The sequence below is a fragment of the Streptomyces fumanus genome, assembly GCF_014655295.1.
Lineage (GTDB): Bacteria > Actinomycetota > Actinomycetes > Streptomycetales > Streptomycetaceae > Streptomyces > Streptomyces fumanus.
This window is the reverse complement of record NZ_BNBI01000006.1, coordinates 341250-362895: the sequence shown is the minus strand read 5'-3', so window position 1 is coordinate 362895 and position 21646 is coordinate 341250. Positions and strand designations below refer to the sequence as shown.

The window sequence follows — 21646 nt, the reverse complement described above, 5'->3', positions numbered from 1 at the left end:
CGCAGTGAAGTTGACCGGTGGTGGAGGCATGGCCAAGGATCGCGGCCATGCCTTCTGCGGTGGTGTCGTTCGGGCGGGTCCTGGTGATGGGGACGGTCGCCGTGCTGGTCCTGATCGCCGGTGTGTGGGCGTCGTGGGGGTCGGCGCAGCACGTGATGCTGACCAAGGGGCGGGAGCGGGGCACGGTCGAGGTGACGCGGTGCGGCGGGGGGACGTGTGCGGGGCCGTTCACGCCGGGGTCGGTGGGGGCGCGGGCGCGGGCCCGGGTGGTGCTGGAGGATTCGGTCGCGGTGGCGCAGGGGCGGTCGTATCCGGTGGTGCTGAAGCCGGGCGGTGACGAGGCGGTGCGGTCGGGTGCGGCGGGGGTGCTGTACGCGTGGGTGCCGCTGGGCGGTGCGCTGCTGCTGGCGTCGGTGGTGGTGGCGGGCGGGCTGCGGCGGACGCGGGCGGCGTGGGTGCTGGCGGGGGCGGGGGCGGTGCTGGTGACGGCGGCTTTCGTGGCGGTATGACGGGCGATGCCCCCGGCCGGTGTGCGGCGCGGGGGCATCGTGCTGGTCGCGGGTGTGGTCAGCCGGTGTTGCGCAGGCCGGCGGCGACGCCGTTGACGGTGAGGAGCAGGGCGCGGGCGAGCAGCGGGTCGGGGTCGGTGCCGGCCGCGGCGGCGTCGCGCTGGCGCTTGAGCAGGGCGACCTGGAGGTAGGAGATCGGGTCGAGGTAGGCGTCGCGGATGCTGAAGGTCTGCTTCAGCACCGGCTGGGCGTCGAGGAGTTCGTTCTCTCCGGTGACGCGGAGGACCTCGGCGACGGTGAGTTCGTGTTCGGCCTTGATGGTGTCGAAGACGTGCTTGAGTTCGTCGGGGACGAGGGTGTCGACGTAGTGCTGGGCGATCCTGAGGTCGGTCTTGGCGAGGGTCATCTCGACGTTGGAGATGAAGTTCCGGAAGAAGTGCCACTGCTGGTGCATCTCGTCCAGGACGGTGTCGAGGCCGGCCTCGCGCAGGGCCTTGAGGCCGGAGCCGACGCCGAACCAGCCGGGGACGATCTGCCGGGACTGGGTCCAGCCGAACACCCAGGGGATGGCGCGCAGTCCGTCGAGGGAGACGCCGGAGCCGGGGCGGCGGGAGGGCCGGGAGCCCAGGTGCAGGTCGGCGAGCTGGTCGACGGGGGTGGAGGCGAGGAAGTACGCCGGGAGGTCGGGGTCCTCGACGAGCCCCCGGTAGGCGGTGTGGGCGGCGTCGGAGACGACGTCCATGGCGGCGTCCCAGCGGGCGAGGGCCTCGTCGGACTGGCGGGGGGCGGTGTGCAGGGCGGATGCCTGGAGGGTGGCGGCGACGGTGAGTTCGAGGTTCTCGCGGGCCAGGGACGGGATGAGGTACTTGTCGGAGATGACCTCGCCCTGTTCGGTGACCTTGATCTCGCCTTCCAGGGTGCCCCAGGGCTGGGCGAGGATGGCGTCGTGGGAGGGGCCGCCGCCGCGGCCGACGGTGCCGCCGCGGCCGTGGAAGAGGCGCAGCCGGACGCCGTAGCGGTGGGCGACGTCGCGCAGCCGGCGCTGGGCGCGGTGGATCTCCCACTGGCTGGTGGTGATGCCGCCGAACTTGGAGGAGTCGGAGTAGCCGAGCATGACCTCCTGGACGTCGCCGCGCAGGGCGACCAGGCGCCGGTAGGAGGGGTCGGAGAGCAGGTCCTCCAGGATGGTGTCGGCGGCCTTGAGTTCGTCGGTGGTCTCCAGCAGCGGCACGATGCCGATCTTGGCCCAGCCGGCGTGCAGGTCGATCAGGCCGGCCTCGCGGGCGAGGACGGCGGCGGCGAAGACGTCGTCGGCGCCCTGGCACATGGAGATGATGTAGGACTCGATGACCTCGGGTCCGAAGACCTCCAGGGCGCGCTTGACGGTCTGGAAGACGCCGAGGGTCTTGGTGCCGGCCGCGTCGACGGGTGCGGGGGTGGGGGCGAGGGGGCGGCGGGAGCGGAGCTCCTTGGCGAGGAGCTTGGCGCGGTACTCGCGGGGCATGTCGGCGTAGCGCCAGGATTCCTCGCCGAGCCGGTCGAACAACTGGCCGAGGGCGTGGTGGTGGGCGTCGGCGTGTTCGCGGACGTCCATGGTGGCGAGCTGGAGGCCGAAGGCGGCCAGGGTGCGGATGGTGCGGGCGAGGCGGCCGTCGGCGAACAGGCCGCCGCGGTGGGCGCGCAGTGAGGTCTGCAGCAGGCGCAGGTCGTCGAGGAGTTCGGCGGTGCCGAGGTAGTCGCGGCCCTCTTCGTGCGGGGTGTTCTTCGCCAGCCGGGTCTTGGTGTTCTCCAGCTTCTGGCGGATGGCGGTGGCCTTGAGCCGGTAGGGCTCCTCGGCGTTGAGCCGCTTGTAGCGGGGGCTGATCTCGGGCAGCCGGTCGAGGTCGGCGGTCAGGGAGTCCAGGAGTTCCTGGGTGGCGCCGGTGTAGCGGATGGAGTTGGAGAGCAGGCCGCGCAGTTCGTCGATCGTCTCCAGGGCGTCGTTGATGCCGTGTTCGTGCTGGAGGATGAGGACGTCCCAGGTCACTTCGGGGGTGACGTTGGGGTTGCCGTCGCGGTCGCCGCCGATCCAGGTGCCGAAGGTGAGCGGCCGGGTGTCGTCGGGGAGCTTGACGCCGACCCGCTCCAGCTCGGCGGTGAGGTCCTCCAGGACGTCGCCGACGGCGCCGGCGTGCAGTTCGTCCAGGTAGTAGATGGCGTTGCGGGCCTCGTCGGCGGGCTCGGGGCGGACCACCCGCAGTTCGTCGGTCTGCCAGACCAGGTCGATGTTCTCGGCCAGCCGGGTGTCCAGGCGGCGCCGGTCGCTCTCGATCACCGGGGTGTCGAGGAGGGCGGCGATCCGGCGCAGCTTGTTCAGCACCGAGCGGCGGGCGGCCTCGGTGGGGTGGGCGGTGAAGACGGGCCGGACGTTGAGGTTGGCGACCGTCTGGCGCAGGTGCTCGGGGTCGGCGTCCTTGAGCCGGTCGGCGGTACGGGCGAGCAGCCCGCCCTCGGCGGCCCGGCGGGCGCGCAGTTCGCGGCCGCGGTGCACCTGCTCGGTGACGTTGGCCAGGTGGAAGTAGGTGGAGAAGGCGCGGACCAGCTTGGCCGCGGTCTTCAGTTCGGTGCCGCGCAGCAGCTCCGCGGCGGCCTCGCCGTCCTCGCGGGTGAGGCGGCGTACCTTTTCGACGAGTTCCAGCAGTTCCGGGCCTTCTTGCCGGACGAGGGTCTCTCCGAGGAGATCGCCCAGCCGGCGGATGTCGGCGCGCAGTTCACTGCTGCTCGTCGTGGTCTGGTCGTCGGCACTGCTCACAGGTGCGGCTCCTTGCAGTGTTGAAGCTCGTCTGGGAGGGAACCCGGACGAGCGTCTCGCGCGGCGGGTGCCGCTTACGGGGCCGGGCGTCCGGGAAAGAGTCAGAGCGGACCGCGCTGTCCGACCGACTCCCAGGATAGGTGTCCACCGGGACGCGCAGGCTCAGGGGCTCTTGCCGCGGGGCTACGCACTGCCATACTTACGTCGCCGTAGGTTACGGAACCGTAGGAAAACGGTTGCGGGTCCGCGGCCCGGCACCACTGTCTCTGCCCTCGACCCCCCAGGGGACGCGCATGACCATGAGTTCCGATGTGATTCCGGGTGCACCGAAGACACCGGACGACTCCTCCGTACCCTCCGCGACGCTCGGTGGTGAGCAGAAGCGGTCGATCGAGCAGATCACGCTGCTGCTGTTCATCACCGTGCCGTTCCTGGCCCTGGTGGCGGCGGTGCCGCTGGCCTGGGGCTGGGGCGTGAGCTGGCTGGATCTCGGCCTGCTGGTCTTCTTCTACTTCCTCGGCTGCCACGGCATCACGATCGGTTTCCACCGTCATTTCACCCATGGGTCGTTCAAGGCGAAACGGCCGTTGAAGATCGCGTTGGCGATCGCGGGGTCGATGGCGGTCGAGGGGCCGCTGGTGCGCTGGGTGGCCGATCACCGCAAGCACCACAAGTTCTCCGACGCGGAGGGCGACCCGCATTCGCCCTGGCGGTACGGGGAGACGGTCCCGGCGCTGCTGAAGGGCCTGTGGTGGGCGCATCTCGGCTGGATGTTCGACGAGGAGCAGACGCCGCAGGACAAGTACGCACCGGATCTGATCAAGGACCCGGCGCTGCGGGCGATCTCCCGGCAGTTCGTGCTGTGGACGGCGGTGTCGCTGGCGCTGCCGGCGCTGATCGGCGGTCTGGTGACGATGTCCTGGTGGGGCGCGTTCACCGCGTTCTTCTGGGGTTCACTCGTCCGGGTGGCGCTGCTGCATCACGTGACGTGGTCGATCAACTCGATCTGCCACGCGGTGGGCAAGCGGCCGTTCAAGTCGCGGGACCGGTCGGGCAACGTGTGGTGGCTGGCGGTGCTGTCCTGCGGGGAGTCCTGGCACAACCTGCACCACGCCGACCCGACCTCGGCGCGGCACGGGGTGGAGCGGGGCCAGCTCGACTCCTCGGCGCGGCTGATCCGCTGGTTCGAGCGGCTCGGCTGGGCGTACGACGTGCGCTGGCCGTCACGCTCGCGTATCGATTCCAGGCGTCACGAGGGTGAAGACCGCTCCCGCCGCCGGAGGGAGACGGCCGAGGCGGCATGATTGACGCCGTGGCGACCGACTCCAGCAGTACCCCGAGCAACGAGAAGCCGCGGCGTGCGCGTCGCACCCGGATGACCGGTGCCGAGCGCCGCCAGCAACTGCTGGAGATCGGTCGCACCCTCTTCGCCGCGAAGGGCTTCGAGGGCACGTCGGTGGAGGAGATCGCCGCGAAGGCGGGTGTCTCCAAGCCGGTGGTGTACGAGCACTTCGGCGGCAAGGAGGGGCTGTACGCGGTGGTGGTCGACCGTGAGATGCGGCGGCTGCTGGACATGGTGACGTCGTCGCTGACCGCGGGGCATCCGCGGGAGCTGTGCGAGCAGGCCGCGTTCGCGCTGCTGGACTACATCGAGGAGTACACGGACGGTTTCCGCATCCTGGTCCGCGACTCCCCCATCCCGCAGTCCACGGGTTCCTTCGCCTCCCTGATCTCGGACATCGCCACGCAGGTGGAGGACATCCTGGGCCGCGAGTTCAAGAACCGCGGCTTCGACTCCAAGCTGGCCCCGCTGTACGCGCAGGCCCTGGTCGGCATGGTGGCGCTGACCGGCCAGTGGTGGCTGGACGTCCGCAAGCCGAAGAAGGCGGAGGTCGCGGCGCACCTGGTGAACCTGGCGTGGCACGGCCTGGACGGCCTCAACCAGAAGCCTCGGCTGATCGGGCACCGGAAGTACTGAGCCCGGCCGTACAGAAGATTACTCTTGTGCAATGATGGTGGCATGTCTGCCATCACCATCAGCACCGCCCGCGCCCAGCTCGGTGACCTCGTCCGCCGTGCGGCTCACGGCCGCGAGACCATCGCGCTCACCGACCACGGGCACGTGGCCGCGCTTCTCGTCTCTCCCCAGGTGATAGAGGACCTGGAAGACGCCCTGGCGGTCTCGGAGTACCAGCGTCGCAAGGCCGAGGGCACCCTGGCCGAGGGCATCGCACACGAAGAGGTCGGGCGGATGCTGGGGCTGCGTCCGTGACCTACCGCATCCTCTGGGAACCGGAGGCGACGAACGCGGCCGTCCGGTTCCTTCAGTCCGACCCGTCCGGACTCGCCGCCGTGTACGAGGCCGTCGACATGCTCGCCAAGGACCCGCGCCCGCTCAACTCCACCGCGTACGGCCCGGACATCCGCCGCCTCCGCGTCGGCGCGTACCGGGTCCTGTACGTCATCGATGACGGCGCGATCCGCGTTCTCGTCACGCATCTGGGCCGCACCGGCTGAGTCAGCCTGCTTTCCGGGCCACCGCGAAGACCCGGCGGAACGGGAACGGGGTGCCGTGCGGGCCCGGCGGGTAGGCGGTGCGCAGGGCGGCGCGGTAGGCGGTGAGGAAGGCGGCGCGGTCCTCGGGGGCGTCGGCGAGGGCGTCCAGGACGGGGCGCAGGCCGGTGCCGCGGACCCAGTCCAGGACCGGGTCCTCGCCGGGCAGCAGGTGGACGTAGGTCGTCTCCCAGGCGTCGACCTCGCAGCCGAGGTCGGTGAGGGCGGTGAGGTACTCCTCGGGGGTGCGCACGGCGTCCTCGTGGCGCAGGACGCCGTCGAGGCGGGGGTGGCCGGACGCCAGGTCGCGCATCAGGCGGTGGCTGGGGGCGTCGAAGTTGCCGGGGACCTGGAGGGCGAGGGTGCCGCCGGGGGCGAGGGCGTCGATCCAGGCGGGGAAGAGGCCGGTGTGGCCGGGCACCCACTGGAGGGTGGCGTTGGAGACGATCAGGTCCAGGGGCGCGTCGGGGGTCCAGGTGCGCAGGTCGGCGCGGAGGAAGTCGAGGCGGCCGCCGCCGGGGGTGGGGCCGGCGTGCGCGCGGGCGCGGTCGAGCATCTCGGGCGAGGTGTCGTAGCCGGTGATGCGGGCGGTGGGCCAGCGGTCGGCGAGCAGCGCGGTGACGTTGCCGGGGCCGCAGCCGAGGTCGGCGATGCGGGGCGGGTCGCCGGGCAGGGCGGGGACGCGGGCCAGGAGGTCGGCGAAGGGGCGGGCGCGCGGGCCTGCGTGCCGCAGGTACTGGGCGGGGTCCCAGGTGGGGGCGGTGGCGGGCATGGGGGCCTCCCGGGTGGCCGGACGGGCGGGTATCCAGCGTCACCGCAAAGGTATCTCGACGTCAAGAGACTTTACGTCGACAGAACAACTACACTGATCGTCATGGAGGACGAGGTCGATCGGCTGGTCGCAGCGTGGCGCCGGGAGCGCCCTGACCTCGACGTGGAACCGCTCGAAGTGCTCAGCCGGGTGAGCAGGCTGGCCCGGCACCTGGACCGCGCGCGCCGGCTGGCCTTCGCCGAGCACCATCTGGAGCCGTGGGAGTTCGACGTGCTCACCGCGCTGCGCCGCGCGGGCACCCCGTACCAGCTCTCGCCCGGGCAGTTGCTGACCCAGACCCTGGTCACCTCCGGCACGATGACCAACCGGATCGACCGGCTGGCCAAGAAGGGCCTGGTGGAGCGGCTCCCCGACCCCAGCGACCGGCGCGGGGTGCTGGTCCGGCTGACCGACGAGGGCCGGGACCGCGCCGACCAGGCGCTGGCCGGGCTGCTGGAGCAGGAGCGGGCCATCCTCGGGGAGCTGTCCCGCGGGCAGCGCGGCGAACTGGCGGGGCTGCTGCGCCGGCTGACCGCGCCGTTCGACAACATCCCCGGCTGAGCGTCGGGCGCGGGCGCCGGCATCCCCGGCCGAGCGTCGGGCGCGGGCGCCGGCAATCCCGGCCGAGCGTCAGCAGGCGCGCGGTTGCCGACAACCCCGGCCGAGCGTCGGGCGCGGGCGCGGGCATATCAGGGCCCGTCGCCGGCACCCCCCGCCCAGCCTCAGGCGCTGTTGCTCTCCTCGGAGCCGATCCGTCCGCCGGTCTGGAGGTCGACCGGGCCGACGCCGGCCCGCCGGGCGAGGGCGACCGCGGCCAGGGTGGAGTGCACGCCGAGCTTGCCCAGGACGTTCTGCATATGGGTGCGCACGGTGTGCGGGGAGAGGAACAGCCGCTCGGCGACGGCCTTGCGGCCGAGCCCGGCGACCATGCAGCGCAGCACCTCCCGCTCGCGCGGCGTCAGCGACTCCACCAGCCGCTCGCTCTCCGTGCGATGCCTGCGGGCGGCGGTCAGCTCGCGCAGCACGCCGGTGAGCAGGGCGGGCGGCAGATGCGTCTCGTCGCGCAGCACGCCCCGGATGACGGTGAGCAGCCGGGAGAGCGAGCAGTCCTTGGCGACCCAGCCGGAGGCGCCCGCCTGCAGGGCGAGGGCCGCGCGCTGCGGGTCGTCCCGTTCGGCGAGGACCACCGTGCGTACCCCGGGGTGCGCGGTGCGCACGCCGGTGACCAGGGAGATGCCGTCGACCAGCCGGTCCTCGGTGCCGTCGTGGACCGGGACGGCGGGCCGGACCGGCGGCACCTGGCCGCCGAGGTCGGCGTCGACCAGCAGCACGTCGAACCGGCGGCCCTCGGCCGCGGCCCGCTCCAGGCAGCGCAGCGCGGCCGGGCCGCTGCCCGCCGCGGAGACGTCGACGTCGGGCTCCGCCGCCAGGGCCGCGGCGAGCGACTCGGCGAAGATGCGATGGTCGTCGACGACCAGGACTCGGATGCGAACCACGTAACCCCCTTCCCCGAGCTCCTAGGAGCAGGGGATCCCGATACCGGAGGACGACCACCGCGCGGGGACGACGCCGGATCCCGTGGGACCGTCCGTGCCGCGACCGCCGGGTCCGGGACGGGCCGCCACCGCGCACGGCCGCCGCCGTGCCGGACCGCTGCCCTCACCCGGGGCGTCGTACCCGGCTGTCCCGCCCCCTGATCGGCGCCGGTCCCCCACCGGTGCTGTTCATCAGGGTACGGACCAGGGACGGCAGCGGAAGGCTATTTGCAGAACTGGCGCCGCGGCCCGTTTAGGGTGAGCCGCATGTTTCGCCTTGAGGCAGAAGTCGACCCGGTACGACGCGACATCCTGCGCGGTCGTCTGCGCGAGACGAACACGGCGGCCTCGTCCGTGCTGCGCGCGCTGCGCGGGACCCCTCACGAACGCGAAGTCCCGCTGCACGTCTGGCTCATGGACGAGCGCGACGAGGTGGCCGGCGGCCTGGTCGGCCACACCTGGGCGTCCTGGCTGCACGTCACCTACCTGTGGGTGGACGCCCGCCACCGGGGCGCCGGCCTCGGCTCCCGGCTGCTGGCGGAGGCGGAGCGGCTCGCCGCCGGGCACCGCGGCTGCCGCTCCGTGCGCCTGGAGACCTGGGACTTCCAGGCCCCCGACTTCTACCGCCGGCACGGCTACCAGGTGGTCTGCGTGATCGAGGACTATCCGCCCGGCATCACGGAGTACACCCTGGTCAAGCACCTGCGCTGAGCCGGCCCGGTCAGTCCAGCCGCCGGGCCCCCGCGCCCGGTACCGCCTCGAAGACGCGCGGCGCCCGGAACCCCGCGGCGGCGAACGCCTCCTCCACGGCCCCGGTGAGCCCGGGCACGTCGGCGGCCTCGGCCAGCACGATGGCCGAGCCGCCGAAGCCGCCGCCGGTCATCCGGGCGCCGAGCGCACCGGCGCCGACGGCGGTGTCCACGACCAGGTCGAGTTCCGGACAGGAGATCCGGAAGTCGTCGCGCAGCGAGGCGTGGCCCTCGGTGAGGACCGGGCCGATGGCGCGGGTCTCGCCCGACTCCAGCAGGGCGACCACCCGTTCGACCCGCTCGTCCTCGGACACCACGTGCCGGACCAGGCGCAGCACCTCCTCGTCGTCGGCCAGACGCTCCAGGGCCGCGTCCAGTTCGGCGTACGGGACGTCCCGCAGGGCGTCGACGCCGAGCAGGGCGGCGCCCTTCTCGCAGCCGGCGCGGCGCTTGCCGTACTCGCCCTCGCTGTGGGAGTGCTTGACGCGGGTGTCGACGACGAGCAGCCGCAGGCCCTCGGCGGCCAGGTCGAAGGGGATCTGCCGCTGAGACAGGTCGCGGGTGTCGAGGAACAGGGCGTGCCCGGCCTCGCAGCAGGCGGCGGCGGTCTGGTCCATGATGCCGACGGGGGCGCCGACGTAGACGTTCTCCGCGCGCTGGCAGAGCCGGGCCAGTTGCCAGCGGCGCAGGCCCAGGCCGTACAGGTCGTTCAGGGCGAGGGCGACGACGACCTCCAGGGCCGCCGAGGAGGACAGGCCCGCGCCCGCCGGGACGGTGGAGGCCAGGTGGATGTCGGCGCCGGTGATCTCGTGGCCGGCCTCGCGCAGCGCCCAGACCACCCCGGACGGGTACGCCGTCCAGTCCTTGTCGGTGCCCGGCTCCAGGTCGGCCACCCGCAGCTCGGTGACGCCGCCCTCGACGTCGGCCGAGTGCAGTCGCAGCACGCCGTCGTCCCGCCGGGAGACGGCTGCCACCGCGGTGTGCGGCAGGGCGAACGGCATGACGAAGCCGTCGTTGTAGTCGGTGTGCTCGCCGATGAGGTTGACGCGGCCGGGCGCCGCCCACACTCCCTCCGGCGCCGGCCCGTACAGCTCGCCGAACCGCTTCGCGACGGCCTCGCTCATGTGCTGCTCCCTCACCCTTCCGAAGTGTTGCGCCGCGCGAACTCCCAGGCGTCGGCGACGATTCCCGCGAGGTCCGCGCGGGTCGGTTGCCAGCCCAGCTTCTCGCGGGCGGTGGCGGCGGAGGCCACCAGGGTCGCCGGGTCGCCGGGGCGGCGGGGGGCGGTGACCTCGGGGACCGGGTGGCCGGTGACGCGGCGGACGGTGTCGATGACCTCGCGGACCGAGAAGCCGCTGCCGTTGCCGAGGTTGCAGATCAGGTGCTCGCCGGGCGCGGCGGCGTCCAGGGCGAGCAGATGGGCCTCGGCCAGGTCGGCGACGTGGATGTAGTCGCGGACGCAGGTGCCGTCGGGGGTCGGGTAGTCGTCGCCGTAGACGGAGATCGCCTCGCGCCGGCCCGCGGCGACCTGGAGGACCAGCGGGATCAGGTGCGACTCGGGGTCGTGGCGCTCGCCGTACGCTCCGTAGGCGCCGGCCACGTTGAAGTAGCGCAGCGAGACCGCGGCCAGGCCGTGGGCCGCCGCCTCGCCGGAGATCATGTGGTCGACGGCGAGCTTGGAGGCGCCGTAGGGGTTGGTCGGCCGGGTCGGCGCGGTCTCCGTGATGGGGACCTGCTCGGGCTCGCCGTAGGTGGCGGCGGTGGAGGAGAAGACCAGCCTGCCGACGCCCGCCGCGCGCATCGCGGCGAGCAGGGCCATGGTGCCGCCGACGTTGTTGTCCCAGTACTTCTCGGGCTTCGCGACGGACTCGCCGACCTGGGAGAACGCGGCGAAGTGCAGGACGCCGTCGTAGGAGGCGTCCAGCCATTTGGCGGCGTCGCGGATGTCGCCCTCGACGAAGGCGGCACCGGCGGGCACGCCCTCGCGGAAGCCGGTGGAGAGGTTGTCGAGGACGGTCACCTCGTGGCCGGCCTCCAGCAGGTGCTGGGCGACCACGCTGCCGACATAGCCCGCGCCGCCCGTCACCAGGTACTTCCCGCTCATGAACTCGCTACCTCTCGCAGTCGCTCGGCCGCGCGCTCCGGCGGCACGTCGTTGATGAAGACGTTCATGCCGGACTCGGAGCCCGCGAGGAACTTCAGCTTGCCGGACGTGCGGCGGATGGTGAAAAGCTCCAGGTGCAGCGCGAAGTCGTCGCGCGTGACGCCGTCGAACCGCTCCAACTGCCCGAACGGGGCCTGGTGCCAGGCCGCGATGTACGGCGTCGGAGGCTCACCCTCGCCGAAGATCCGGTCGAACCGCCGCAAGAGTTCCAGATAGACCTGGGGGAACTCTGTGCGGGCCGCCTCGTCCAGGCCGAGCAGGTCGGGCACCCGGCGCTTGGGGTACAGGTGCACCTCGTAGGGCCAGTGCGCGGCGTACGGCACGAAGGCCGCCCAGTGTTCACCCTCCAGGACGACCCGTTCGCCGGACAGTTCCCGTGCCAGGACGGCGTCGAACAGGTTCTCCCCGCCGGTGGCCTCCTTGTGGGCGGCCACCTGGCGGAGCATCAGGGCGGTGCGGGGGGTGGTGAAGGGGTAGGCGTAGATCTGCCCGTGCGGGTGACCGAGGGTCACGCCGATCTCGGCGCCCCGGTTCTCGAAACAGAAGACCTGCTCGACGGAGGGCAGATGCGACAGCTCCGAGGTGCGGTCCGTCCACGCGTCCAGGACGAGCCGGGCCTGCTCCTCGCTCAGCGAGGCGAAGGACGCCTCGTGGTCGGAGGTGAAGCAGACCACCTCGCAGCGGCCGGAGTCGCCGGCCAGCGAGGGGAAGCGGTTCTCGAAGACCACCACGTCGTACGAGGAGTCGGGGATCTCGCTGAGCCGTCCGTCCCTGGAGGGGCACAGGGGGCACTCGTCGGCGGGCGGGTGGTAGGTGCGGCCCTGGCGGTGCGAGGCGATGGCGACCGCGTCGCCCAGCAGCACGTCCTCGCGGATCTCGGAGGAGGTGACCGTCGGCTCCAGCGGGCGGCGGTCCGGCGCGTCGCGCACGGTGTCGTCGCGCAGGTCGTAGTAGATCAGCTCACGACCGTCGGCCAGCCGGGTCGAGGTCTTCTTCACTGCCGGACTCCTCTGCGCCTCTACAGCCCGCACCCAACACAATCAAACATAACACATCACAACTCACCAGCCTGGGTGTTCATCACAATCAAACAAAGAACACCTTGTGAAGTGTTCAATAACTGAACACGGAGGCGTAGGTTCCGCTCCGGATCAGTTCGCGCAACGAAGCGAGTGCTTATGCATACCCCCACATACCTGGCAGCGGAGCTACGGCTCCCCACCAACTGGCTCGACTACACGATCCTGGCGATCTACTTCGTCGTCGTCCTGGGCATCGGCTTCGCCGCCCGCCGCTCGGTCAAGACCAGCCTGGACTTCTTCCTGTCCGGCCGGTCGCTGCCCGCCTGGGTCACCGGCCTCGCCTTCGTCGCGGCCAACCTCGGCGCCACCGAGATCCTCGGCATGGCCGCCAACAGCGCCCAGTACGGCGTCTACACCACGCACTGGTACTGGATCGGCGCCATCCCGGCCATGGTCTTCCTGGGCCTGGTGATGATGCCGTTCTACTACGGCAGCAAGGTGCGGTCGGTCCCGGAGTTCCTGCTGCTCCGGTTCGACAAGGCCGCGCACATGCTGAGTTCGATCCTGTTCGCCTTCGCGGCCATCCTGATCGCCGGGGTCAACCTGTACGCCCTCGCGATCGTCGTGGAGGCGCTGCTCGGCTGGCCGGAGTGGGTGGCCATCGTGGTCGCGGGCTTCTTCGTGCTCGCCTACATCACCCTCGGCGGCCTCTCCTCGGCCATCTACAACGAGGTCCTGCAGTTCTTCGTGATCCTGGCGGCCCTGATCCCGATCACCATCCTGGGCCTGCGCAAGGCCGGCGGCTGGGACGGCCTGTCCGACACCCTGACCGCCCGGCACGGCGGCGACTTCATGACCTCCTGGGGCGGCACCGGCATCGGCAGCGCCAACCCGCTCGGCGCCAACTGGCTGACCATCGTCCTCGGCCTCGGCTTCGTCCTCTCCTTCGGCTACTGGACGACCAACTTCGCCGAGGTGCAGCGCGCGCTGTCCGCGAAGAACCTCTCGGCGGCCCAGCGCACCCCGCTGATCGCCGCGTTCCCGAAGATCTTCATCGTCTTCCTGGTGATGATCCCGGGCCTGGTCGCCGCGGCGCTGGTGCCGAAGATCGGCACCTCCGGCTCCGACCTGCAGTACAACGACGCCATCCCGTACCTGATGGAGCAGTTGCTGCCCAACGGAGTGCTCGGCATCGCGGTGACGGGTCTGCTGGCCGCGTTCATGGCCGGCATGGCGGCCAACGTGTCCTCGTTCAACACGGTGTTCACCACCGACATCTGGCAGAAGTACGTGGTCAAGGACCGCGAGGACGCGTACTACGTGCGGTTCGGGCGGCTGATCACCGCGATCGGTGTGCTCGCGTCGATCGGCACCGCGTTCCTGGCGTCGTCGTTCTCCAACATCATGAGCTACCTCCAGACGCTGTTCTCCTTCTTCAACGTGCCGATGTTCGTGGTCTTCATCATCGGCATGTTCTGGAAGCGGGCGTCCATGAAGTCCGGGTTCTGGGGCCTGGTCGCGGGCACGGTCGCCGCGATGGTCAACTACTTCTGGATCTACAAGCAGGGGATCATCGACATCCCCTCCGACCAGGGGGCCAACTTCGTCTCCGCGATCGCGGGCTTCGTCGCGGGCGCGGTGGTCATGGTCGTGGTGACGCTGTTCACCGCGCCCAAGCCGGCCCAGGAGCTGCGCGGGCTGGTCTACGGCACCCGGTCGCCCGGCATGGCCGAGCCGCCGGCCGTGGGCGACGACGCCTGGTACCGCAAGCCGGCGCTGCTGGGGTGGGGTGCGGTCGTGCTGGCCGCCGTCTGCTACATCCCGTTCTCGTTCTGATCGCGGGAGGATTGAGGAAGCATGTCCGAGAGCTACTCCGAGAAGGACGTCCAGCGGCAGGTCTCCGAGCTGGAGACCAAGTCGGCGACGGCCGCCCGCCTGTTCGACATCCGGCGGATCATCGGCGGGTTGTTCGTGGTGTACGGGGTGATCGTGACGATCGCGGGGATCGTGGCGTCCGACGCGGACATCGACAAGGCGGAGGGGGTGAACATCAATCTGTGGACCGGGCTGGGGATGCTGGTCCTCGGGGTGTTCTTCCTGGCCTGGCTGAAGATCCGGCCCACGGTCCCGCCGGCGGTCGAACCGGAGGGCGCGGGGGACTGACCCCGCCCTGGTGAGGTGGGCGCGGCGGGCCGCCGCCCGCGCCCGCCCGGGCGGCCCGGCGCCGGGCGGATCAGCTCCGCGGCGGGGCCGCCCGGTCCAGTAACCCGGTCCTGGCCGCCAGCGCCGCCGCCTCCAGCCGGGAACCCACCCCCAGTTTCATCAGAACGCGCTGGACATGGGTGCGGGCCGTGGACGGGGCGATGCCCATCCCGGCGGCGATCAGCCGGGTGTCCTCCCCGTCGGCCACCCGGACCAGGACCTCGACCTCGCGCGGGGTCAGCATCTGGAGCAGCCGCTGGCCCTCGTCGTCGGGCTGGGCCGCGGGGTTGAGGAGTTCGGCGAACGCCCCCTGGAGCAGGGCCGGCGCCACCGCCGCCTCGCCCGCCCGCGCCTTCATGATCGCCCGCTCGACGCCCTCTATCCGCTCGTCGTGCCGGACGTACCCCGACGCCCCCGACGCGAAGGCCGCCGCGATCCCGCGCGGACTGGGCACCGGCCCGAGGACCAGCACCGCCACCTGCGGACGCTCCCGTTTGATGCGGACCACCGGATCGAAGACGCCCGGCTCGGCCGGGGCCGCCGTGCCCAGCAGACACACCTCGGGCGCCCGGCTGATCACCAGGTCCGCCGCCCCCGCGGCGGGTGCCGCCGCGGCCAGCACCCGGTGCCCCCGCAGCTTCAGCGCCGAGGCCAGCGCCTCGGCGAGCAGTCGGTGGTCGTCGACCACCATCAGCCGCACTCCCACTGAGCAACCCCCCAGTCCCCCTCAACCTGACCCCGGAAGCTACACGCTTGTTCGACATCGCGCTGCCCCTACCGGTGAGAACTGCCCCGGATCGCCGAATTTCCATGCAATACGGCCCCGCCCCTGACCAGGGACGGGGCCGCACCCCCGGGCCGCCGCGGAGCGCCGGTCAGCCGCCGGTGCCGAACGCCACCGCGAGGTACTCCTTCTCGTCCGGGCCGGACGGCTCGCTGGCGTACACCTGCGACATGTACAGCCGGCCCTGGCGGAAGAGGAGCTCGGAGTACTCCGGGAGCATGCTCGCCTCCACGTCGCGCACCGCCTCGGTGCCCGGGTTCTCCAGCAGCTTGCTCTCCTTGAACGAGCCGCCGTCGATGCTGACGACCTGCCCGCCCTTGTCGTACGGCGGCCGCTTGTACGCCAGGATGTCGTCGCCGTCCATGCGCAGCGGCGTGATGGTGTAGCCCTCGCCGGCGTCGGCGCGCTGGCCGGTCTGTTTGCCGGTGGACAGGTCGAAGGCGACGACCTCGTTGGTGCGGCGGTAGGACTCGCCGCCGCCCTCGTGCTCCTCGGTCGGGATGTAGAGCCGGTCGTTGCCGACGACCAGTCCGGTGCACTGCTCGGTCTTGGAGATGATGTCGCAGCGCGCGGCGTACTTCTCGCCCGGCGCGGAGATCCGGGTGCGCAGCGCGCCGGTCTTGTTGTCGATGGAGAAGAAGTCCGAGATGCCGCTGCCGTCCCCGGCGGAGTCGCCCACGTCGGCGGCGACCACCAGCGGATCGGTGGAGACGACCCCGGCGTACTCGATCGATGCCCTTGGCCATCTTGTACTCCGAGATCACCTTGCCGGTGCCCGGGTCGATGGTCTGGATGCTGAGCTGGCGGGCCTGGTACGTGCCGCACTTGCGGACCGCGACCAGCTTCGGGCCGCCGCCGTAGCCCGCGTCGTAGCAGGAGTCGGTGGGCTTGGGCGACCAGAGCTGCTTGCCGGAGTCGATGTCCCAGGCGACCCCGCCGCTGGTGCTGCCGGCGGCGACCGTGCCGCCGCTGAGGGTGATGTTGTCGAAGGAGATGAGCTGGTCGCCGGTCTTGCCGGTCTTGGTCCACAGCTTCTTGCCGGTGCTCAGGTCGATCACGGCGACCTGGCTGCAGCCGTGCGAGGGGTCGGCCTTGGTCGGCATGTCGGGCTGGTAGACGACGGCCGTCAGGTTCTTGTCGGTGACGTGCCGGGTGGCGGTGCAGACCGGGCCGTCCAGCGGGATGGTCCACAGCTCGGTGCCCTTGTCGGGGTCGTAGCCGGTGATCTCGGCGATGCCGCTCTTGGCGTACACCGTGTCGGTGGCCCAGGAGCCGGAGACGACGACGCTGCTGTCGTCCTTGCTCACCTCGGGCGCCGGGACCTGGAACAGCACCTTGGCCGCGGGGTCGGCGGGCACCTTCTCCTCGCCCTCGGCGGACGTGCCGCCCTTGGCGTCGCCGCCGGGGGTGGTGCCGGTGCCGGTGCCGCCGGTCGAACCGGCGGTGTCCTCCTTGCCGCCCTCGTCGCCGGAGGACCGGGCGTACCAGACGCCGCCGCCGATGATCAGGGCGATCGCGACGACCGCGGAGACGATGATCGCGACCTGGGCGTTGATCTTCCGGCCGCCACCACCGCCACCGCCGGGCTGCGGGCCCGACGGGGCGTGCATGGGGACGGTCGGCTGCTGGTAGTAGCCGTAGCCGGGGGTCTGGCCGGGGTAGCCGTAGCCCGGCTGCGGGGCCGGCGGGACCGGCGGGGTCTGCGGATAGCCGTAACCCGGCTGCGGAGTCGGCGGGGTCTGCGGGTAGCCGTAGCCCGGCTGGGGGGCCGGCGGGCCGAAGCCGCCCCCCTGCGGAGGCTGCTGGGGCGGCGGGGGCGGCGGCTGGGTCATGGCGGGGTCACCTCGGGGGACGGGCGGAACGGGCGGCGGGAACGCGGCGGGGGGACGCTCACTTGCCGTAGGCGAGCATCAGCTTCTCCTTGGAGTCGTCATTGCCGGTCAGCCGGGTGGTGGAGAGGTAGAAGCGGCCGTCGACCCAGTCGATGTCCTTGGAGAAGAAGCCGGCCTCGACATCGGCCGCGCCCTGCGGGTTCTGCAGCAGCTTGACCGGCTTGTGGGCGCCGCCGCCGGTGGGCACGGCGACGACCTGGCCGCCGGCGCCGTAGGACGGCTCGACGTACGCGATCAGGTTCGCCCCGTCCACGCGGACCGGCATCATCGACTTCTCCGTGGGGGACTTCACCCGCCACTTCTCCTTGCCGTCGGCGAGACCGATCGCGACGATCTCGTTGGCGCCGGTGGTGGCCTCGGTCGGCAGGTAGAGCGTGCCGTCGGCGACGACGACGCCCTGGCAGCCCTGGAGGTCGCGTTCGAGGACGGCCCAGCCGCACTCGGGGGCGAAGTCCTCCTGGACGTCGACCTGGGAGGTGATCCGGCCGCCGGAGAAGGCGGAGATGTTCCAGCTCTTGTCGTCCTCGTTGGTGGCGTAGAAGACGACCGGGTCGACGGAGTACGCGCGGGCGACCCGCCAGCCCTTCTCGTACTTGTACGTCCACTTGACCTTGCCGGTCCGCGGGTCCAGCTCCTGGATCTCGTCGTGCTCCTTGAGGCCGCCGGCACCGCAGGAGGCGACCTGGACGAGCCGCTCGCCGCCCGCGAACCCGGCGGGGAAGCAGGACTCGCCGTACCGCCTCTTGTCGTAGAGCTTGGTGCCGCTGCGCACGTCGTAGGCGGTGCCGGACTGGGAGCGGCCGACCATCAGGGTGTTGCCGGAGACGGTGAGTTCGACGGAGAGGGTGGAGTCGAACAGCTCGCCGTCGGCGACCTTCTCGCTCCAGCCCTTCTCGCCGGTGACGAGGTCGATCTCCTGGAGCCGGTTGCACTTGGCGCGGTCGCTGGAGCCGCTCATGTAGGCGACCACGATGGTGTCGTCGGCGGTCTTCTCGGGGGTGACCGCGCAGATCTTCTGCGGGAAGGTGACCGGGGCCCAGGCGGGCCGGCCGTCGTCGGTGCCGTAGGCGAAGACCTGCTTGTACGCGGCCTTCACCGCGGTCTTGCCGGTGATCCACATGCCGGGGGCGTCGGCGCCGGAACCGGGGGCGTCGGGGGCCTCCTTGTACCAGAGCACCCTGGCCTCGCCGGCCTTGCGGCCCTCGTTGAGGTCGTCCGGGTCCTCGCCGCCGGCGCCGGTGCCGTCGCCGGGGTTGAGCGGGTCGTCGGAGGCGGACGGCTGCGGGCTCCCGCTGCGGCCGGCCACCGGCTTGTCGCCCTTGCCGTCGTCGCCGCCGGTGCCGGTGACCGCCCAGACCGTGCCGCCGATGACGAGCAGCGCGGCGACGGCGGCGCCGATCGCCAGGGCGGGCTTGCGCTTGAAGACGTTCCCGGGGCCGGGCGCGGGGGCGCCGGGCGCGCCGGGGTACGGGGGCTGGGCCGGGGGGCCGTAGCCGGGTCCCGGTCCGTAGGGGCCGGGCTGCGGCGGCCCGTACGGGCCCGGCTGCGGCGGTCCGTACGGACCGGGGCCCGGCTGCTGCGGCGGCTGGGCGTAAGGGCCGGAAGCGTAAGGGCCGGGCTGTTGCGGTGGGGTCTGAGGGCTCTGCGGAGCCTGCGGGGCCTGGGGAGTCTGCGGGGCCTGAGGGGCGTACGGGCCCGGGGGCTGGCTCGGCTGCTGCGGGGGGCCGTAACCCGGCTGCGGCGGGGTCGGGAGCTGCTGGGGCACCTGCGGGGCGGGGCCGAAGCCGCCGCCTCCCGGTGGCGGGTCCTGCGGCGGGCCGGACGGCGGGCCGGGCGGCTGGGTCATCGGTGGTTCCCCCTTGTGCCGGATGTGGCGCCGCGCCGGACAGCGCCGCGTTTCCGCCACACCCCTGTTTCTCAGACGGTTCTCAGACAGACACGTGCGGCCCTTTTTATCACCCGGCGCTGACAGCACACCGGGCCGCGCCCGCCCCTGTTCCCAAGGGCGGACCGGCCCGTGATACCGCCGTTACGGTCCTTCACGCCCCCTTCACGCCGGGGCGCGCGGCCTACGCGTCTTCGGCGAGTTCCAGCCAGCGCAGCTCCAGTTCCTCGCGCTGGCCCGCCAACTCGCGCAGCTCGGCGTCGAGTTCGGCGACCTTGGCGAAGTCGGTGGCGTGCTCGGCGATCCGCGCGTGCAGCGTGGTCTCCTTCTCGGAGATCTTGTCCAACTGCCGTTCGATCTTCTGGAGTTCCTTCTTGGCGGCCCGCTGGTCGGCGGCGCTCCTCTCGGAAGCCTCGGCGGCGGCCTTCGCGGGGGCGGGGCCGGCCGCCGCGGCCGCGGCCTCCTCCATCCGCTGCCGGCGCTCCAGGTACTCGTCGATGCCGCGCGGCAGCATCCGCAGGGTGCCGTCACCGAGCAGGGCGAAGACGCGGTCGGTGGTGCGCTCGATGAAGAACCGGTCGTGGGAGATGACGATCATCGAGCCGGGCCAGCCGTCGAGGAGGTCCTCCAACTGGGTCAGGGTCTCGATGTCGAGGTCGTTGGTGGGCTCGTCGAGGAAGAGGACGTTGGGCTCGTCCATCAGCAGCCGCAGGATCTGCAGCCGGCGGCGCTCGCCGCCGGAGAGGTCGCCGACCGGCGTCCACTGCTTCTCCTTGCCGAAGCCGAAGGTCTCGCAGAGCTGTCCGGCGGTCATCTCCCGGCCCTTGCCGAGGTCGACGCGCTCACGGACGCGCTGCACGGCCTCCAGGACCCGCCAGGTGGGGTCGAGTTCGGCGACCTCCTGGGAGAGGTAGGCGAGCTTCACGGTCCGGCCGACCTTGACCCGGCCGCCGGCGGGCTGGCGCTCACCCTCGCTGTAGGCGGCCTCGGCGAGCGCGCGCAGCAGGGAGGTCTTGCCGGCGCCGTTGACGCCGACCAGGCCGATGCGGTCGCCGGGGCCGAGCTGCCAGGTCAGGTGCTTGAGCAGCACCTTCGGGCCGGCCTGGACGGTGACGTCCTCCAGGTCGAACACGGTGCGGCCCAGCCGGGAGGAGGCGAACTTCATCAGCTCGCTGCTGTCCCGGGGCGGGGGGACGTCGGCGATCAGCTCGTTGGCGGCCTCGACGCGGAAGCGGGGCTTGGAGGTGCGGGCGGGGGCGCCGCGGCGCAGCCAGGCCAGCTCCTTGCGGACCAGGTTCTGCCGCTTGGCCTCCTCGGTGGCGGCGATGCGCTCGCGTTCGGCGCGGGCGAAGACGTAATCGGAGTAGCCGCCCTCGTACTCGTAGACGTCGCCCTTCTGCACGTCCCACATCCGGGTGCAGACCTGGTCGAGGAACCAGCGGTCGTGGGTGACGCAGACCAGGGCGGAGCGGCGCTCGCGCAGGTGGCGGGCGAGCCAGGCGATGCCCTCGACGTCGAGGTGGTTGGTCGGCTCGTCCAGGACGATCAGGTCCTGTTCGTCGATGAGCAGCTTGGCCAGCGCGATCCGGCGCCGCTCGCCGCCGGACAGCGGTCCGATGACGGTGTCCAGGCCCTGCGGGAAGCCGGGCAGGTCCAGGCCGCCGAAGAGTCCGGTCAGCACGTCGCGGATCTTGGCGTTGCCGGCCCACTCGTGGTCGGCGAGGTCGCCGATGACCTCGTGCCGGACGGTGGCGGCGGGGTCGAGGGAGTCGTGCTGGGTGAGGACGCCCAGGCGCAGCCCGCCGGAGTGGGTGACGCGGCCGGTGTCGGCCTCCTCCAGTTTGGCGAGCATCCGGATCAGCGTGGTCTTGCCGTCGCCGTTGCGGCCGACGACGCCGATGCGGTCGCCCTCGGAGACGCCGAGGGAGACGCCGTCGAGCAGGGCACGGGTGCCGTACACCTTGCTGACGTTCTCGACATTGACCAGGTTGACGGCCATTTCTCTCCTGCCTGGGGGAACGATCAGCTATCCAGCGTAGGCCCTGCGGGGGGTGGGATGGCGCGGACGGGTGCGGTCACTCTTTGTAGTGACGCCTATCGGAATGTCCGGTTACCGTGGAGGGCGGGCAGCAGGATCCCGTCCATGGGAGGAACCATGACCGCCGAGTCCGTGCAGCACCGCGTCCAGTGGCCGGTGCCACCGCAGGACGGATACACCGTGGACGACCTGTTCACGCTGCCGGATCTCCCGCCGCACACCGAGCTGATCGACGGGAGCCTTGTTTTCGTGACTCCGCAGCGCGCTTTTCATGCCGACGCGATCGACCTGCTGGTCCATGGTCTGCGGCAGTCCGTGCCGTCGGGTTTCCGGATCAAACGAGAGATGACCATCATCCTTGATCGGCGCAACGGCCCCGAACCCGATGTGAGCGTCATCCGGGCCGATGGCATCACCGGACCGGACCAGACGAGCTACGAGGCCAAGGACGTCCTCCTCGCCGTCGAGGTCGTCTCCCCGGATTCGGAATCGCGTGACCGCACGACGAAGCCGCAGAAGTACGCGGCGGCGGGAATCGCGAACTACTGGCGCGTCGAGCGGGAAGGACCAGGCGGCAGGCCCACCGTGCACGTGTACGAACTTGATCCGCTGACCAAGGTCTATGTGCACGTGGGCATGTACCGAGACCGCCTCAAGGTCGACAGGCCCTATTCGATCGACATCGACCTGACCGCCATCGACCAGCTCTGA

At 71.6% G+C, this 21646-nt stretch carries 19 protein-coding genes and 1 pseudogene; 10 read left to right on the top strand and 10 right to left on the bottom strand.

Going from position 1 to position 21646, the window contains the following annotated elements; genetic code table 11:
• Nucleotides 1-47: 47 nt before the first annotated feature.
• Complete coding sequence (locus tag IE316_RS15895; protein WP_190204974.1) at nt 48-509, top strand: hypothetical protein; 462 nt, start codon at nt 48-50, stop codon at nt 507-509.
• A gap of 58 nt (nt 510-567) precedes the next feature.
• Here IE316_RS15895 and ppc read toward each other — a convergent pair whose 3' ends face one another.
• Complete coding sequence (ppc, locus tag IE316_RS15890; RefSeq protein ID WP_190204973.1) at nt 568-3300, bottom strand: phosphoenolpyruvate carboxylase; 2733 nt, start codon at nt 3298-3300, stop codon at nt 568-570.
• A gap of 293 nt (nt 3301-3593) precedes the next feature.
• Here ppc and IE316_RS15885 point away from each other — a divergent pair, with 293 nt between their 5' ends.
• The 4 genes from IE316_RS15885 to IE316_RS15870 are packed head-to-tail and all read left to right on the top strand — an operon-like array spanning nt 3594 to nt 5817.
• On the top strand, nt 3594-4604 hold the full coding sequence (locus IE316_RS15885; protein WP_190204972.1) for an acyl-CoA desaturase: 1011 nt from the start codon (nt 3594-3596) through the stop codon (nt 4602-4604).
• Entirely contained in the window at nt 4601-5278 is a 678-nt protein-coding gene (locus tag IE316_RS15880; RefSeq protein WP_190204971.1) for a TetR/AcrR family transcriptional regulator, read from the top strand. Before IE316_RS15885 ends, IE316_RS15880 begins: the two co-directional genes overlap by 4 nt.
• Before the next feature lie 42 nt (nt 5279-5320).
• Complete coding sequence (locus IE316_RS15875) at nt 5321-5572, top strand: type II toxin-antitoxin system Phd/YefM family antitoxin (RefSeq protein WP_190204970.1); 252 nt, start codon at nt 5321-5323, stop codon at nt 5570-5572.
• On the top strand, nt 5569-5817 hold the full coding sequence (locus tag IE316_RS15870; RefSeq protein WP_190204969.1) for a type II toxin-antitoxin system RelE family toxin: 249 nt from the start codon (nt 5569-5571) through the stop codon (nt 5815-5817). The genes IE316_RS15875 and IE316_RS15870 overlap by 4 nt, the downstream gene beginning before the upstream one ends.
• A gap of 1 nt (nt 5818) precedes the next feature.
• Here IE316_RS15870 and IE316_RS15865 read toward each other — a convergent pair whose 3' ends face one another.
• Complete coding sequence (locus tag IE316_RS15865; RefSeq protein ID WP_190204968.1) at nt 5819-6625, bottom strand: trans-aconitate 2-methyltransferase; 807 nt, start codon at nt 6623-6625, stop codon at nt 5819-5821.
• Nucleotides 6626-6727: 102 nt separating this feature from the next.
• On the opposite strand from IE316_RS15865, the gene tamR reads away from it, so the two are divergent.
• Complete coding sequence (gene tamR / locus IE316_RS15860) at nt 6728-7225, top strand: MarR family transcriptional regulator TamR (protein WP_190204967.1); 498 nt, start codon at nt 6728-6730, stop codon at nt 7223-7225.
• A gap of 161 nt (nt 7226-7386) precedes the next feature.
• Here tamR and IE316_RS15855 read toward each other — a convergent pair whose 3' ends face one another.
• A complete protein-coding gene (locus IE316_RS15855) occupies nt 7387-8160 on the bottom strand; it encodes a LuxR C-terminal-related transcriptional regulator (protein ID WP_190204966.1) in 774 nt (257 codons plus the stop codon).
• Between the two features lie 306 nt (nt 8161-8466).
• Here IE316_RS15855 and IE316_RS15850 point away from each other — a divergent pair, with 306 nt between their 5' ends.
• Nucleotides 8467-8910, top strand: coding sequence for a GNAT family N-acetyltransferase (locus IE316_RS15850; protein ID WP_190204965.1), 444 nt, complete (start codon nt 8467-8469; stop codon nt 8908-8910).
• 10 nt (nt 8911-8920) lie between these two features.
• Here IE316_RS15850 and galK read toward each other — a convergent pair whose 3' ends face one another.
• From galK to galT, 3 genes are read right to left on the bottom strand one after another with little or no spacing between them, the layout of a single operon-like run.
• The gene (galK, locus tag IE316_RS15845; protein ID WP_190204964.1) at nt 8921-10072 is read right to left on the bottom strand and encodes a galactokinase; all 1152 of its coding nucleotides are present in this window, start codon (nt 10070-10072) and stop codon (nt 8921-8923) included.
• An 11-nt stretch (nt 10073-10083) separates the two neighbouring features.
• Nucleotides 10084-11052 (bottom strand): UDP-glucose 4-epimerase GalE, encoded by a 969-nt coding sequence (galE, locus tag IE316_RS15840; RefSeq protein ID WP_190204963.1) that lies wholly within the window; start codon nt 11050-11052, stop codon nt 10084-10086.
• Nucleotides 11049-12110, bottom strand: coding sequence for a galactose-1-phosphate uridylyltransferase (galT, locus tag IE316_RS15835; RefSeq protein WP_190204962.1), 1062 nt, complete (start codon nt 12108-12110; stop codon nt 11049-11051). The genes galE and galT overlap by 4 nt, the downstream gene beginning before the upstream one ends.
• A gap of 180 nt (nt 12111-12290) precedes the next feature.
• On the opposite strand from galT, the gene IE316_RS15830 reads away from it, so the two are divergent.
• Nucleotides 12291-13970, top strand: a complete 1680-nt coding sequence (locus tag IE316_RS15830) for a sodium:solute symporter family protein (RefSeq protein WP_190204961.1) — start codon at nt 12291-12293, stop codon at nt 13968-13970.
• A 21-nt stretch (nt 13971-13991) separates the two neighbouring features.
• On the top strand, nt 13992-14297 hold the full coding sequence (locus IE316_RS15825) for a hypothetical protein (RefSeq protein WP_190204960.1): 306 nt from the start codon (nt 13992-13994) through the stop codon (nt 14295-14297).
• Nucleotides 14298-14367: 70 nt separating this feature from the next.
• On the opposite strand, the gene IE316_RS15820 is transcribed toward IE316_RS15825, so the two are convergent.
• The 4 genes and pseudogenes from IE316_RS15820 to IE316_RS15805 form a co-directional block, all read right to left on the bottom strand.
• Nucleotides 14368-15042 carry a helix-turn-helix transcriptional regulator gene (locus IE316_RS15820; RefSeq protein ID WP_190204959.1) on the bottom strand — a complete coding sequence of 225 codons (675 nt, stop codon included), beginning with the start codon at nt 15040-15042 and terminating at the stop codon, nt 14368-14370.
• Between the two features lie 169 nt (nt 15043-15211).
• Nucleotides 15212-16952, bottom strand: a pseudogene (locus IE316_RS15815) (outer membrane protein assembly factor BamB family protein).
• Nucleotides 16953-17010: 58 nt separating this feature from the next.
• A complete protein-coding gene (locus IE316_RS15810) occupies nt 17011-18858 on the bottom strand; it encodes an outer membrane protein assembly factor BamB family protein (RefSeq protein WP_190204958.1) in 1848 nt (615 codons plus the stop codon).
• Between the two features lie 223 nt (nt 18859-19081).
• Nucleotides 19082-20896, bottom strand: a complete 1815-nt coding sequence (locus IE316_RS15805) for an ABC-F family ATP-binding cassette domain-containing protein (protein WP_190204957.1) — start codon at nt 20894-20896, stop codon at nt 19082-19084.
• Between the two features lie 156 nt (nt 20897-21052).
• On the opposite strand from IE316_RS15805, the gene IE316_RS15800 reads away from it, so the two are divergent.
• Nucleotides 21053-21646 carry a Uma2 family endonuclease gene (locus IE316_RS15800; RefSeq protein WP_229910406.1) on the top strand — a complete coding sequence of 198 codons (594 nt, stop codon included), beginning with the start codon at nt 21053-21055 and terminating at the stop codon, nt 21644-21646.

Excerpts from the sequence above, each read along its gene's own strand:
- IE316_RS15895 (WP_190204974.1), top strand. The coding sequence starts at position 48 with ATGCCTTCTGCGGTGGTGTCGTTCGGGCGGGTCCTGGTGATGGGGACG.
- IE316_RS15885 (WP_190204972.1), top strand. The coding sequence starts at position 3,594 with ATGACCATGAGTTCCGATGTGATTCCGGGTGCACCGAAGACACCGGAC.
- IE316_RS15880 (WP_190204971.1), top strand. The coding sequence starts at position 4,601 with ATGATTGACGCCGTGGCGACCGACTCCAGCAGTACCCCGAGCAACGAG.
- IE316_RS15875 (WP_190204970.1), top strand. The coding sequence starts at position 5,321 with ATGTCTGCCATCACCATCAGCACCGCCCGCGCCCAGCTCGGTGACCTC.
- IE316_RS15865 (WP_190204968.1), bottom strand. The coding sequence starts at position 6,625 with ATGCCCGCCACCGCCCCCACCTGGGACCCCGCCCAGTACCTGCGGCAC.
- tamR (WP_190204967.1), top strand. The coding sequence starts at position 6,728 with ATGGAGGACGAGGTCGATCGGCTGGTCGCAGCGTGGCGCCGGGAGCGC.
- IE316_RS15850 (WP_190204965.1), top strand. The coding sequence starts at position 8,467 with ATGTTTCGCCTTGAGGCAGAAGTCGACCCGGTACGACGCGACATCCTG.
- galK (WP_190204964.1), bottom strand. The coding sequence starts at position 10,072 with ATGAGCGAGGCCGTCGCGAAGCGGTTCGGCGAGCTGTACGGGCCGGCG.
- galE (WP_190204963.1), bottom strand. The coding sequence starts at position 11,052 with ATGAGCGGGAAGTACCTGGTGACGGGCGGCGCGGGCTATGTCGGCAGC.
- IE316_RS15830 (WP_190204961.1), top strand. The coding sequence starts at position 12,291 with ATGCATACCCCCACATACCTGGCAGCGGAGCTACGGCTCCCCACCAAC.
- IE316_RS15825 (WP_190204960.1), top strand. The coding sequence starts at position 13,992 with ATGTCCGAGAGCTACTCCGAGAAGGACGTCCAGCGGCAGGTCTCCGAG.
- IE316_RS15810 (WP_190204958.1), bottom strand. The coding sequence starts at position 18,858 with ATGACCCAGCCGCCCGGCCCGCCGTCCGGCCCGCCGCAGGACCCGCCA.
- IE316_RS15805 (WP_190204957.1), bottom strand. The coding sequence starts at position 20,896 with ATGGCCGTCAACCTGGTCAATGTCGAGAACGTCAGCAAGGTGTACGGC.
- IE316_RS15800 (WP_229910406.1), top strand. The coding sequence starts at position 21,053 with ATGACCGCCGAGTCCGTGCAGCACCGCGTCCAGTGGCCGGTGCCACCG.